Source organism: Sphingomonas sp. GW821-FHT12D09 (assembly GCF_058807215.1).
Map to the genome: position 1 here is coordinate 861,030 of NZ_JBXAQL010000001.1, position 15,337 is coordinate 876,366.

The window sequence follows — 15,337 nt, forward strand, 5'->3', positions numbered from 1 at the left end:
CTATTTTGTTGGAGGTAGGTATCTTACACCGGAGTTGCTCAATTTTGCACCGGACGATCGGTTTATGCTGAATAGGTCAACTGTATAGTTATCTGATTTCAGCATCCACTGGCGAACCTCTGGCGCCTTCGCCCCGTAGGTTCGACCGGTCGAGTTCCACCAGGTAACGGCATCAACGTTGTGAGACATATCTCCAAGCTTGAGAGGATACCACTGCCCGTCACTGGCCTGGAACATTTTCCCGAGGAACGGATCATCCATGATCGTCCCTTCGGCCTCCATTCGATTGATCACAGCTCTACCAGTGGCGGATGATTTGCCGGGGGTTCGCCCAACGGTACTGAGGCGATCCCAGGTCGTCACCTCATCGGCAGCGCCAAACCCCTTTGCCGCCCATGGCCCACCGAACTTGGCGAAGGCGGCTTCTGCAGCCACGCCCCACCAGGGGGAAGACACGAACCCGTTGCGACCTCCGGTCACAATGTAGGGGGATGAGGATCGTTCGGTCAGCAGGATTGTCGGCGGCGCCGCGGCGGTGGTTGTGAAGCCGAGGTTAGTTTCCCAAAGCCCGAAGGTCAGATTGCCAAAGCCTTGTGTGATATAATTGCTTGTCCCTCGCCGCTGGGCCTCCGACGCTTCCATAGAGTCGCCGCCCGCCATTCTGACGCGAATACCGGCATCGAGACTGGGCTGATTGGCGAACCATCGATTCAGGGATACGGTCGGCCATTCCCAATCGCCAAACAGCCAGTCGAGGAATCCCCCGCTTTCCGGTTCTGAAGGGGTATTGGGCACGACCGTCGTGTGACTGTCATCTGCCCACCGATAGGGACTGGATTCGGGTCCGCTTCCCTCCGGCGTCCATATATATTTTCCCGTCGCAGTATTCAGGACTCTGACTTCAACCTGGCCATTCGCATTAACCCGTCTTTCGGGGTCCTGCCCTCCGGCCGGTAGGGTCACCTGCGCCGAGAACGCCATCATCATCGGAGGGCCGCCAATCCAGACCTTGGTCGAACCTGCCCGCTTGCCCGTCACGACAATTTCGCCGTCCTGAGGCTCCGTTGCGCTCCCATCTTCCCTGCCGGGTGCGGGAGATCCGTCTACCGATCTGCGACCGTTCCTAGCCACGCCATTGGCCACCAGATCCCCGATCGTCTGCGCGATGATGTCCGGCAGTACCGCGATGATGTTGTCGCCGAAATCGGTGCCCTCGATCACGCTGCGCGTTGCGGAGCTGGCAATCGCGGATGCGGTGCGGACGGCGGTGCGTATCCCGAACTGGCCAAGCTTGGTGTTGCCGGTGCCGAACTCCGTGCCCAGCGCGTTGCCAACGCCCGCCGATACGCCAGCCGCCGCTAGGCCCGCGAAATCGAACTTCGACTGCAGGCCGGTTGCGATCCCAACTCCCTGGCCGATAGCGTTGCCGAGCAGCCCCTTGGTCACGTCGCCCAAGAACTTGCTGCCCGCGATCTTGTCGAGGCCCGGTATGCTGTCCAGCCCGCCAGCGATGCCGCCGGAGATGCCGGCCATCGCTACCGCCTTCCAGCTGAACTTATCCTGGATACCAGTAGCGAGCCCGAAGATCTGGCTGCCCGCACTCGCCGCGACACCGACCGTCGCGCCCGTTGCGATGCCTGCGGCGATGGCGCTCGTGGCCCCCGCTGCGGTGGTCGCTGTCACACCGAACAATCCGTTGAAGAAATTCGCGACCGGCGCCTTGATCACCAGCGTGATCGCGATCGCCACCACCGCCAGCATGATCGCCCCGAACACGCCGCAATTCTTCTTAGCCTTCGCTGGCGTCTGCGGCGTCGGGGTCGTCGGGCTGGTGTCACCCAGCGCTTCGGTGGGGTCATAGGGCCGGAACGTCGCCGCGGTGTTCGACGAGCGCATCACGCCCGCGGGGATCTTCAGGCTTTGGCCGGGCGAAAGCGCCGAACCGCCGGCCAGGCCATTGGCGTCGGCGAGGCGGAACCACAGGCTGGAATCGCCCCATAGCGCCGCGGCGATCGACTGGAGGCTCTCGCCGCCCTGGACGGTGTAGCTGCCGCCCGCGCCGCCCTGGCTGAAGCTGGTAACCGGATTGTAGAACTGGTCGAAATCGGCATAGGCCGCGCCATAGGTCGAGCCGCCCCGGAAGGCGCCGGTGCCCGTGGTGAGCGGGCGGCTGGCGACCGAGCTCAGATAATCGGTGTCGAGCGTGCCGTTATTGCCGGTATAACCCATCTGGCGGCCACCGAACCGGTACCAGGCTTCATGCGGATCGCCCTGGGCGACATAATCCGCCTCGTCGCGGCGGATGGTCTGGCCACTGGCGTCGTTGGTGAAGGTCACGCCGCGCGGGCGACCGTCCTGGATCCAGGCGCTGGTGAGCTGGCCAAAGCCGTTATAGCTGTAGGTAGTGGTGCCGCCGGTCGTGCCGGTCACCGTCGTGGTGTTGAGCGCGGCGCCGCCATACCAGACATAGGTGTTGCTGACGCCCGTGACCGAGAACTGCACCTGCGAGCGCCAGACATTGGTGGAACTGCTTACCAGCGCGCCCAGCGCATAGCTGCTGCCAGAGCCGTAGTCGTTATAGGTATCGGTAACCTGGATGATGCCGCCCTGGCGCTGGAAGACCTCTTCATAGGTCACCTGCCCCTTGGCGTTGTACTGGATGAGCCGGTCGTAGGTCGCCGAGTTCAGCGCGTTGGAATCATAATCCGGATCGGTCGACCAATCGATCTGCCGCTCGAGGCGCCCTTGGGCATCATACCAGTAATTCGCCTTGCGCGAGCCCGTTGCCGGCGGCGCGGTGACAGTGACGGTGCCGTCACCATTATCGGAATAGCCGCTCTGCGCGACGCGGACGTCCTTGATCTGGCCATCGTTCCAATAGGTGTAGTCCTCGCGGTTCTCGGCTTCGTAGGCGACGTCCTGATAGCCGTAATTGTAGCCGCCCCAGCCGCCATACATGTTGGGATCGTAATATTCGTAATAGACCTGGCCATAGGCCGTGGTCGTGGTGGTCGCCCGGACCCGCTGGCCCGCGGCATCGTAGAGCAGGTCGACGCCCTGGCTGCCGCGTACGATCGCCCCGCCGGAAAGCACGCCCTTGGCGGTCACCACCCGGTTCATGCTGTCATAGCGGTACCAGTAATCCTGGGTGCCGGTGAAGGAATAGGCGCTGCCGTTCTGATCGAGCGCATGGAAGGTGGCGACGCTGCGGCGGATGTTCGAATTGGCGTCATATTCGTAGGACGTCGATGCGGCCGGCATGATGCTGGTCGCTGCCGCCGACCAATAGGTTAGCCGCCCGAGCGAGTCATAGCTGGCCGACTGGCTCGAAAGGACGGTATTCGATGTCTGATACTGCCAGTCCGAGACCCAATATTGGTCGTAATAGCCATAGTCGTAATTATACTCGTAATGGCCATAATCGACCCAGTCGCCGCTCAGCCGGGTAAGCACCTCGTTCACGCTGTTGCCGAGCAGATCATAGGTATAGCTGGTGCGGTCCTGCTGGAAGGCGATCTGCGAAGCCGAGCTGTCCACCCCGATCGTTACCAGGCCGACCTTGCCGTTGTTGAGCCAGCTGTAATTCGCGACGGCGCTTCCCGAGACGCGCTGCGTCATCCGGCCCGCGATGTCATAGGTAACGCTGGTCTGGTTCCCCCCCAGGTCCCGTGACGTGATGGTGCGCCCGAACAGGTCGCTACGGTCCTCGGAATAGCGGCCGTTGATATAGGTGGTCGTGGTGAGCCAGCCGCCGAACGTTCCCATGGCGCCAGTCGAGATACCGGCCTGCCAGTTGTAGCTGGTCGTGGTGTAGTCGCCGCCGAACGCGACCTGCAGCGTCGCCCGGCCCATCAGGTCGAACTGCGTGCGCTCGCGACCGGCATAGCCGGTGACATTGTTCCAATGGCCGATGCGATTGCCAAGGATATCGTACGCGTAATAGTCGGTCACCGAGCCCGTCGAGTTCGCCGGGTGCATCGCGACGGTCAGGCGACCGAGCTGGTCATAGGCCATGCTGGTGTAGCGGCCGAGCTCGTCGTAGCTCGCGACCTGATCGCCGAACACATTGTAGCTAGCAGTGACCGAGGTTCCGTCCGCATGCCATTCGCGGGCGACCAGTGCATCGCCATCGCCATAGCCGGTGCCTGCGACCAGTTGGCGCGTGGTCTTGACGCCAGAACCGGTCCAGACGCTGTTGGCGTCCTGCGTGCCGATCAGGCGGCCGGCGATGTCGTAGAAGTAATTCTCGGTGGGCCGGGCCGTCGATTGGCCGCCATTCTCGGCCGTGACCCACACCGTCGGGCGCTGGATCTGAAGGACCCGGCCCATAGTGTTGTAGCTATAGTCGGTGCGGTGGCCATAGGCGTCGGTTTCCCACGTCACTTCGCCGAACGCCGTATAGCCGCGCTGGTTGTAGAGGTCGGTCCGCGCGCTGCCGACACTGGTCTCGCGCTGTCGCAGGATCGTGTTGATCACGAGCCCGCGCCCATCATATTGGATGACGGTGGCGTTCAACCCGTCGGTAGTGCCGTAGGCCACGGCCTGGGACTGGCTGTAGCCCGAAATATCGGTGCCTTCGCTCTCGACGATCATCGTCTGGTGGCCGGCGGCATCGTAGACATAATGGCGCCACACCCCGTCGCCCGCGTTGGAGCGGATCAGGTGGCCGGCATTGTCGTAGACGAACTGCTCCTGCCAGATGCCGTTGGTGCCGCGATCGGTGACCTCGCCGAATGCGTTGTAGACCATCCTGGTGTAGCTGCTATCGACCCAGCTGCTGCCGCTGACCGTGTTGATCGCCTGGCGGATGACGTTGCCGGACAGGTCATATTCGTAGGAAATGCCCTCGACCGCCGTGGTGCCCGCGCCCTGGTAACTGCCGTCGCCCAGTTCGCGCGTATAATATTCGCCGACTTTCCGGCCCACGGCGTCATAGAGATAGTTCTTGGACTGATTCTCAGCATCGGTGGTTTTGATCAGGCGTCCCGCCGCGCCGTAGAAGTTGCGGCTGATCCGATCGCCACCGGCGACATAATAGTCCCCCTGCCGCGTCATGGTGAGCTGGCCGAGCGCGTTATAGTAATAGCGTATCGTCGGCGTGCCGCCGCTGAAGGCCGGGCGGCTCTCCTGGATCATCCGGCCGGCATCGTCATAGGTATAGGTAGTCGTATCCGCGGCGCCCTGGGGCACACCGTTCACCTCAAGGCGTGCCTCGGTCTTGGTGACGACTTCGCCTAGCGCGTTGTAGGTGTAGCGGATCAACGAGATGCCGGATGCGTCGTACAGCTGTCCGTTCGACGTATTCAGCGACCATGCCGAGACACCATAGCGGCGCTCCGCCGTGCGCCGGCCCATCTTGTCATATTCGAACTCTGTGACCCGGTCGTCGGCCGTAAGGGCCGGCGTGATGTAGCTGCTGCTGGTGGCGCCACTGGTCTGGGTCGCGAAACGGCGCTCGCCCAGGACGTTGCCTTCGGCATCAAGCGTCCAGCGGGTGAGATAGCCCTCCTGATCGATCTGCGCGATCTTGCGGCTGTTGGCGTCATAGTAGGAATAGACGCTCTTGCCGGCCGCGTCGGTGGTGCGCACCAGGTCGCCGACCGCGTTGTATTCATAGGCGGTGCTCAGCGTGACGCCGGTCGAATAGACGTAGGAGCTGCCGTTCCAATGGCCGATGGTCTGGTCGGTAACCCGGGTCCAGATCAGGCGATCAGCGGCGTCATATTCATAGCCCGTCCCGCGGTAAATGCTGTTGGCCGGCGAGGGCGGCGTGCCGCCGGCAGTACCGGGCATCGCGATCATCGTCGCATAGGTGCGGCTCGCGGAGAGGTTGCCGACGGCATCATAGGTGAAGGTGCTCAGCACACCCTGCGGACCGCTCGAAAGCCCCGCTGGCGTCACCGTGGCTATCTTGCGGTCGAGGTCGTCATAATAGAACAGCGTGCGTGCGCCGGCCGCGTCGATGCTCTCGATCAGGTTGCCGCGCGTGTCGTAGCGATAGGTCTCGCTCGGCGTGACCGGAGTCGATGACAAGCCCACCGGAACCGCATCGATCCACTTGGAGGTCAGGCGATCGGCCCTGTCATAGGTGAACCAAGTGTCGCGCCGTTCGGCCTGACCGTAAGCCTCGATCTGATGCACGAGGTTCCCGCGCGCATCATATTCGTAGATGTTGCTGTAATAGCCCGAAGAAGTCTGATTCCCATATGCGTCATACACCGGCGCGTTCACATATTCATGGCGCAGCAGGCCGCGGCGATCGCTCCAATAGTTGGTAATCCCGCCCAGCTTGTTCTGGAAGGCACGGACGTCCCCAAAGGCGTTGTACCAGTTGGTCTCGACGCCGCCTTCGGCATCGGTGGTTACCAGCAGGCGCCCGAGCTTGTCGTAGCTGAACTGGGTGATCGCGTCGCGCGCATCGACCACATAGGCTGGCCAGTTGGCCGCCGCGGCGGTGTTGGTCGCCTTGTTATAGACCTGCTTGACGTAGCTGAGGTCGCCAAAGGCGTTGTAGCCGCGCTCGGTAACATAGCTTTCCGCATCGCGCGTGGCGATGACGCGGCCGGCATTGTCGTAATAGCTGTAACTGGTGAAACCGCGCGCGTTGGTGACGCTGATCTGCTCGCCGAACGCGTTGTAGGTGAAATCGGTGGGTGAGCCGAGCGCGTTGGTCTGGCGGACTACCCTGCCGGCATGGTCGTAGGTGAACGACGTCGTATGCCCGTCGGGATCGCTGACCGCGATCAGGTCTCCCAGGCCGTTGTAGGTGTATGTGGTGATCGCCTGCTCGGGCGTGCCGTAGGCGGCGTATTCCGCGGCTTTGCGGCCCGCCGCGTCGTAGACGTAATAGGTCCGGCTGTCGTCCTGACCGCCCTCCAAGAGGATGTCCCAGGCGAGCAGGCCATTGGCATGATAATAGAAGCGCCGCGTATTGCCCTCGCCGTTGATGGTGAGAGTGACGCGGCCGCTTGCGTCGTAATAGGTGCTCGTGGTGACCTCAGTGCCGGTTTGCGCGGCACTTGCCGTGTCGATCGTCCAATTATTATTGGCCGAAACGGCAGTATTCCAACGCACGACGAATATGATGCGCCCGGCGGCATCATAATCGGTGCGGGTCATGAAGCCTTCGGCGTCGACGGTGAAGCGCAACTGGCCGCCCGCATTGTAATAATAGCGGGTGATGCGATCGTCCGAAGTGGGATAGGCGGCCGCCCAATTGTCCCAATCGGCCTTGGTGTACAGCGCCGTCGCGGCGTTGAGCGTGGCATATTCGGTCTTGCGGATTACCTGGCCGAACGCGTCATAGACGAAACCGGTCACGCCGCCGCCGGAATCGATCGAATAGGCGACCCGGCCCGCGGTATCATAGACCGCCCAGCTAGTGCGGTTGGCCGTATCGCTGGCCAGTGCCGCCACCGCGCTCTTCACGCTGGCATAGCTATGGCTCGAGAGCGTGGGCAGCGTGCCCGCATAACGGGTGGTCTGGCGCACGAGGCCAAAGGCATCCGAACCGCTGCCATAACCATATTCGGTGACGTGGTTGAGCGCGTCGATCGCGAAGCGCAGCAGCCCCTGCCCGTCATAGACATACCGCACCGAGCGGTCGTTCGCGCTCGTGCCGACGCTGTCGATCAGGGTCTGGAGCGAGCCGCTCGCGCGATAGGCGGCGTTGGTCGCATTGGCATAGGCGATCTCCTGCACCTTGCGCCCGGCCCGGTCATAGATCGTGCGGCTGAGATAGCCCTCGCCATCCAGCGTGCCGATCGTCCGGCCATCCTTGTCGTAGAAGATGCGCGCGACGCTGTCCTTGGCGTCTGTCGCTGGAAGCACCGGTGAGGTCGGCGCCGCAGCCTGGAAGCTGGCGATCTGCCCCGCACTGAGCTTGTTGGCATAGCCAGTCGTGCGCACCAGCCGGCCCGACGCGTCATATTCGTACGCGGTGACCGAGCCATCACCCTCGATCGCCTCGATCACCCGGCCTTCCTTGTCGTAGACCGACCAAGTCCACAGATCCGAGCCGCTCACGGCCGGACGGATCGACGCCATGTCGATGTTCGAATTGGGATCGGCCAGCTGCGCTACGACCCCGGCACTCACGGCGATGGCGTGGTGCGTCGTCGCGACCAGCCGATTGTCTACGTCGTAGAGATATTCGGTGGCGCGGCCATATTCATCGACATCGGCGACCTTCCGGCCGAGCTTGTCATAGACATAGAAGGTCCGAAAGTTGGTCGCGTCGGTCATTACCCGCAGGCGGCCATCCTGGTCATAGGCGTAGCTTGTCGTGCCCTGCTGAACATAGGCGCCTGTCTCCAGGAAGCTGACCAGTTCGCTCATCTTGTTGTAGGTCGACGTCTGGACGAAGCCGTTGGTCAAGGTGATGACGGTCTGCGTCGCGGCGTCGTTGAAGCCGATGCTGGTCGTGTTGCCGTTGACGTCGGTGCTGGCGATCACGCGTCCGAGGCCGTCGTACACGAAGCTTTGCGGATTCTGACCGTCTACATATTGGCTGAGCAGCCGACCGGCGGAATCATAGGCGAAGCGCTCGTTCCTTTCGCCCCCCGCACCATTGTACCAGGCATAGCCGGTGTTGGCCGAAGCGGTCTGGCGCAGGATCACGTTGCCGCGCGCATCGAACGCCATCGAGCTGAGCTGCGCGCTCGATGTGTCGCCCAGCCCTGCGCACCAGCTGTCGAGCTGTGACTGGCTGAACGCCTGGTTTTGCGCGACGCCGTTCAGGTCGTAGCGGTTATCGGGGAATTCGCTGGTGAAGTAGAGCTGACCATAGCTATTGTACCAATAGCGCGTGACATTGCCCTCGGCGCTCACCGTGTAGACCAGCCGCCCGGCGCCGTCATAGGTGTAGCGGTTGGTGTGATAGGCTGCGGCGCTATCCGCATCCGACCCAATCTGTGTCTCGGTCAGCACCTGGTTCGCGGCGTTGTAGGTCCGCGTGACCACGTTCCCGAGCCGGTCGGTCGAGGTCAGCAGGTTGCCGTTGGCGTCGTATGTATAGGTCGATGCCTGGCCAGCGGGATCGGTGACGCTGATCAGGTCGCCATTGTCGTTGTACGCGAACTGCATGACCTGCGCCTGGGCAGTGCCATAGGCGGTCGTGATCCTGGTGAGCTGGCTGGCACGCTCGGTGGAGATGTCGCGAGTCAGCTTCGGCCCGCCAAAGATCAGCGAGCGGCCAGCCCTAAGTCCAAGGGGCCGGTCGATATAGGTGTATATTCCGCCTGTTTCCGGCCGATCATAAGTGCGAGTGATCTGGATGCGGGTCGCCGTGGTCGTGGAAAGCCCGGTGACATTGAACAGGCCGCCCACTTCCTGCGAGATGGTACCTGGCCCGGAAATGATGCGAGCGGAGGCCCAGCTATTGTCGCCCCACCCGCTTATATCCCCATAGGCGCCGATCGAGGTCGCCGTGCTATCGCCAACGCCCAGCAAGCTGACCGTGTAGGTGAAGGTGTCTCCCCGTCCGGCGGTGAGCGATCCATAGACCACCGGCCAAGTCGCACCAGGCTGGATGGTATATTGATAAGCTGTGCTGTTCTGGATGTTGCCAGCGCCCTGCCGGGCAGTGTCGTAATAGGACCAATTGGCTTGATCCATCAGGGAGAGATTGCTGGCCGTGTCGCTCTCATAAATCTCCGAATCCGCAGCGAGCACGCCTTCGCCCGCGCGCCATCCCGACATACGGTCCGGATAGAGGTAGAAGGAGAGCTGGTCGGCGTGGGTAACTACGCGGGTGATCTCGATGCGCGTGCCGGTGGTGGTCGAAAGGCCGGTGACGTACCAAAGGCCGCCGACCTCCTGCACGACTTGGCCCGGCCCGGAGACGATCCTGGCGGAAGATAGCGCATCAAAGCCCCAGGCATCGGCAGAATAGATGCCGAGCGACTGCGTGGTGGATGAGCCAACGCCTTGCAACGTGATGCTCCACGTCACCGTGCCCCCCGCCGGCGCCGAGACATAGCCTTGCGAGACACCCGCCCATGCGCCGGTGCTCTGGACGATGAACTGCGTCGCGGCACGGCCGTCGATGGTGCCTGGCGTCGATGTCAGATTGCCCGTCGGCCAGGTGCTGATCTCGCCGCTCCGGTCGCCCGAGGCATAGTCCAGGCGCGTGACCTGTCCGAGCGGATCGGTGATGGTGGTATAGTCGGCACCATAGCCGATCGAAGTCGTGCGGGTGGTGCTGCCGCTCACGGTCTCGGACCAGCTGGTGACGCGGTTGGCGCCGTCATAGCCAATCACGATCGTCGACCCATCGGTCTGCTCGATCCGCGAGATCAGGTCGGTGCTGCCGACATAGCTGTACCAGGTCGAATAGAAGGTGCCGCCGCCCGACGCCAGCTGCACCGCGACCTGCGAGAGCCGACCCTGGCTGTCGTAGTTATAGACGGTCGAGGTGCCGTCGCCCGAGATCACCTCGCTGATATGGTTGCCGCTCCACACATAGCTGAGCGTCTCGCCGTTCGCGGTGGTGATCGTGGTCAGCTTGTCGCCGGTATAGCCATAGCTGAGCGTATTGCCGGAAGTGTCGGCCTGCGTGCTGATCCGCCAATAGCTGCCATAGCTGGCATAGGTCTCGGTGACCTGGCTGTCGCCGTCGGTCCAGGTCCAGGCCGAGCCGTCATAGCTGAGCTTGTCGTAGCTGCCCGCCCCGTCGGACGTGACATAGGACGAGCCGTTCCAGCTGTACGTGATCTCGCTGCCGTCCCCCGAGCGGCGCTTGACCGTGCTGCCCCAGCTGTTCGCGGTGCCGGTCAGGTCGAAGACGCGCCGATCGGTGCTCTGCTGCCAATTGTCGCCATTGTCGTCGGTCTGCGCCCCCAGGCTGTTATAGGTGCGCCCAACGCCGGCATCGGGGCCGCGGCCGACCAGGAACTCGTCCTGCCGGTTGATCAGCAAATTGCCGTTCGCCGCATTGAGGAACAGCTGCTCCCCGCTGCGCCCGAACCCCGCCGAACCCAGCAGCCCAGATCCGCCCAGCACATTCCCCGAACCACGCTCGAAACCCGTGCCCGCACCGGTGAAGATGGCAACCATTTGTCCCCCCACAACCCAACACGGACAGCAGGATGGCCCGCCCGTTTGAGAGAGTTGTCAGCGGAATTTCGCGATCGTTTAGGCCTGGATTGGAATTTTCCGGTGAAAGGATGCGAACGGCGTTCGCCGGTCGCGCCCGGCGGCGATCATGCAGGCCGAATCATGTACGAACCGCCGGCTCGACTAACGATTCCGCGGCATTTCGGCTGGCTTTTCGCGAAGCAACGCGCCGGACGCGCATGGCGGAATTTATCAAGCGTCCAATTTCGTCGCGACGAAGTCCATCCTCGTCTTATCAAGGTTAGATTTCTGTTGCGCAAGCAACACATATAGACCTGAAAATATTTCGAACGACATTCAAAACATTTCAGCTTCTTTACAACCAAATCGGAGCCGAACAGTCTTGCACGCGAGAAGGCATATTCGGGGAAATCCTTCTCCATACCAAGCCAGGCAACCGCCTGAAGAATAACCAGGGAGAAATGACTTTGAATCAGAATTCGAAGCTGTGGCATCTTGCCCGCAGCGCGGCCCCGCTTGCGCTCGCGCTGGGCATGATCGCCGCCCCCGCCCACGCGCAGGAAGCACCCGCCACCGCCGAACCGAAGGCCGATCCTGACGTCGCCGAGGACAGCGCATCCATCACCGTCACCGGCTCGCTGTTCCGCCGCGCGGATGCCGAGACGCCGTCGCCGGTTACCGTGCTGACGTCGGACTCGCTCGCCAAGGCCGGCATCACTTCGATCACGGACGCGGTCCGCTCGATCTCGGCCGACAATGCCGGCTCGATCAGCACCGGCTTCACCAGCGGCTTCAGCGCCGGCGGCGCCGCAGTCTCGCTGCGCGGCCTTGGCGTTTCCTCGACGCTGGTGATCGTCGACGGGCTTCGTTCGGCCAACTTCCCGATCAACGACGACGGGCATAACGCCTATGTCGATCTGAATTCGGTCCCGTTCAGCCTGATCGAGCGCGTCGAAGTGCTCAAGGACGGCGCCTCGTCCACCTACGGCGCGGATGCGATCGGCGGCGTGGTCAACCTGATCCTGAAGAAGCAGTTCAACGGCGTCGCGGGGCTGGCCGAAGGCGGCATCAGCGGCCACAACGACGCCAAGCGCCTGCGCGGCAACCTGACCGTGGGCACCGGCAATTATGAAGAGGCCGGCTGGAACGTCTATCTGAACGGCGAATATCAGCGCGACGGCCGGGTCAGCGCGCACAGCCGCGGCTTCCCGTTCAACACCGCCGACCTGTCGCGCATCGGCGGTTTCGACGGCAACAATGCCGACGCCTCGATGACCGTGGCGTCGCCGACCGCCTATGTCACTCGCGTCGCCCAGACCAATCTCAACGATCCGTTCGCCGGAGCAGCCGGGACTCCACCGACGGGCCAGTATCAGGCGCTCAACCTCAACTGCCCGAACGGGACCTTCACCTCGACGACGGCAGGTGCGAGCGGCACCGGCTGCAAATACGACCTCAACGACATGTACAGCCAGATCCAGCCGCTGCAGGAGCGCTGGTCGGTCAATGGTCGCGCCAGCTTCCGCCTGAGCGACACCATCGAAGGCTATGTGACGGGCAGCTATTCGAACAGCTTCGTCAGCATCATCGATGCACCGCGCTCGATCAAGAACAACCAGCCTTTCGGTGCGTCACCGGCGCTGTCGACCAACAACCCTGGCGTCGTGCTCCCAGTCTATGTCTGCGCCGCCGGCACCAACTGCGCGACTGCGGCGGATCGTCGCCTTAACCCGAACAACGCCTATGCCGCCGCCTATGCCAATGATCCGGCCAATGGCGCCGCGCGCATCTACTATCTGTTCGGCGACATCCATGCCGGCAGCGAGCGCACCAACGAAGTGTTCCGCGGCACGATCGGCTTCAACGGCACGATCGGCGAGGACTGGAACTGGCGCGTCGAAGGCGTGGGCGCGAAGGACAAGCTCGAGATCACGCAGCACGGCTGGGTCAATGTGAACGGCCTGAAGCAGGCGATCAACACCGGCGCCTACAACTTCGTCAATCCGTCGCAGAACAGCCAAGCGGTGCGCGATCTGGTGTCTCCGGATATCGTCACGCCGTCGGAATCGTCGCTTGTGTCGCTCGACGCGTCCGTCACCAAGACGCTCGGGACGCTCGCGGGCGGGCCGCTCCAACTCGCGCTCGGCGGACAGGTTCGCCGCGAGACGCTGACCAATCGCAACCAGAATGCCAGGCTGGATACGCTGGGCCTTACGACCTCCTCGGCGTTCGGCAAGCACACCGTGTCGGCTGGCTATTTCGAGCTCGACGCACCGGTCACCAAGAGCCTCGAGTTCAACGTGTCGGGTCGCTTCGACCATTATTCGGAAGGGTTCAGCCACTTCTCGCCGAAGCTCGGCGCGAAGTTCACGCCGATCAAGCAGGTGGCGGTGCGCGGCACCTATTCGCAGGGCTTCCGCGCACCGACCTTCGCCGAATCGAACCCGCTGAGCAGCTTTGCCGGCTTCTCGAGCTATACCCCGCCGGCGAACTTCGTCGCGGCGCATGGCGGATCGACCAACCCCTATGCCCAGACCTATGGCGCGGGTCAGGCGGTGCAGGGCAATCCCGACCTGAAGCCGGAAAAGTCGCGCAGCTTCACGCTGGGCCTGATCATGCAGCCGGCGCCTTGGTTCAGCTTCACGATCGACTATTACAATGTGAAGAAGTCGGACCTGATCATCGCCGGCGCGCAGACCGGTGAGGCACGCACCGCTTACTATTCGCAATCGACCCTGGCGGCTGCGGCCGCGGCCGTCGCGGCGATCGGGCCAGGCTATTCGGTGAACCTGGTCGATGCCGTCGACCCGCTCTTCCCGAACGCGCTGCCACGCCTGTTGATCGTTAATGCGCCCTATGTGAACGCGAAATACTCGCAGACATCGGGCATCGACTTCTCGGCGACCGCGACGGTCCCGCTTTCCAGCGGCATCAAGTGGACCAGCCGGGTCGAAGTGACGGACGTCATCCAGTATGACCTGCACACAGAGACGCGGGTGCAGAAGTTCGCCGGCACGCTCGGGCCGTACGAGCTCTCGTCGGGCAACGGCACGCCGAAATGGCGCGGCAACTGGCAGAACACGCTCGACTTCGGCAAAGCTTCGATCAGCGCCACCGCCTATTGGGTGGGCCGCATTAAGAGCATCGCGCCGGACGAACGCGTGCAGCGCAACTGCGCGACCGGCAACCAGTACCGCACCGGAGACGCAGTGCTGGGCGAGCGGTTCTGCTATGTCGGCAGCTTCATCAACGTGGATCTGAACGCCACCGCGAACCTGGGCGACAACATCACGCTGTTCGGCAATGTCGGCAACGTGCTCAACGCGCGCGCGCCGATCGCGCCGGCATCTTATCCGAGCGCGCCCAATCGCCTGGTCAGCTGGCACTATGCCGGCCTGATCGGCCGCACCTTCCGCGCGGGTGCGTCCTTCCGCTTCTGATCGGACAATCTGCCCTGAACTATCGGCGGCGGCCTCTCGTGGGTCGCCGCCGTTTTCCAGATCGGCACATGTCAAATCGTGCCTGGCCATGTAGCGCTTCGTGACCTGGAAGCCCGCCTTCAGGCGCCCGCCAATCAATCCACCTGCGTAATCACATACGGATAGGGCTCACCCGCCGCATTCACGAAAACATATATTTCGTTACCGATAAATAACCGATAATAGTTTTCCGTGGATTCAGCGGCGCCTTCAAATAAGTCCATCACCAATTCGCGCGGCGCGCCATCTACCAATGTGTATTCAAAGTTCATATTCAATTGGAAAAGGAATTCTAGCTTCTGGCCGTCGTCAAGAGCCGACGGAGTCTCATCTTCCATCCGCCAGACAGGCTCCCCTCCTACCGCACCCAGCACAAGCCCCTGCTCCGCGGAACCCAGATCGATCTCCTTGAAAGAGATCAGGGGTTTATATTCCTCCAGAATATGGAGATTCTCGTTTTCGAAGAATTCAACGGAAAAATTCTTCTGATAGGATCGAATGAAATCCCTTGGGACAACCGCTCCCTTCAATTCCCCATCGATCATATCCGGTATGAGATTATCCTCATGTAACGACGACGTGCATTGAAACAGCGCAACAATCCCTCCCGCCCTGCTACAACCTTCGGGCATTTCCAACTGAAAGAAGAAAGTCTCAGGATTTCCGCAAAGCGAACATTTAGGGGGATTGAAATTCACAGGAACCAAGGGACGACCGCCGACGAAGGAGATTTGCTTGCCTTGCGGAACTTCCAAAACATTCAGAAAATTCTTATTCATATC

At 62.2% G+C, this 15,337-nt stretch carries 3 protein-coding genes; 1 reads left to right on the forward strand and 2 read right to left on the reverse strand.

All coding sequences use genetic code 11. The annotated features are described in order from the left end of the window. On the reverse strand, window positions 1-11,055 hold the full coding sequence (locus AC1RPL_RS04090; RefSeq protein ID WP_493067975.1) for a LysM peptidoglycan-binding domain-containing protein: 11,055 nt from the start codon (window positions 11,053-11,055) through the stop codon (window positions 1-3). Window positions 11,056-11,537: 482 nt separating this feature from the next. On the opposite strand from AC1RPL_RS04090, the gene AC1RPL_RS04095 reads away from it, so the two are divergent. Continuing rightward, window positions 11,538-14,516 (forward strand): TonB-dependent receptor plug domain-containing protein, encoded by a 2,979-nt coding sequence (locus AC1RPL_RS04095; protein ID WP_493067976.1) that lies wholly within the window; start codon window positions 11,538-11,540, stop codon window positions 14,514-14,516. Window positions 14,517-14,650: 134 nt separating this feature from the next. On the opposite strand, the gene AC1RPL_RS04100 is transcribed toward AC1RPL_RS04095, so the two are convergent. Continuing rightward, the gene (locus AC1RPL_RS04100) at window positions 14,651-15,334 is read right to left on the reverse strand and encodes a hypothetical protein (RefSeq protein WP_493067977.1); all 684 of its coding nucleotides are present in this window, start codon (window positions 15,332-15,334) and stop codon (window positions 14,651-14,653) included. Between the last annotated feature and the right edge of the window lie 3 nt (window positions 15,335-15,337).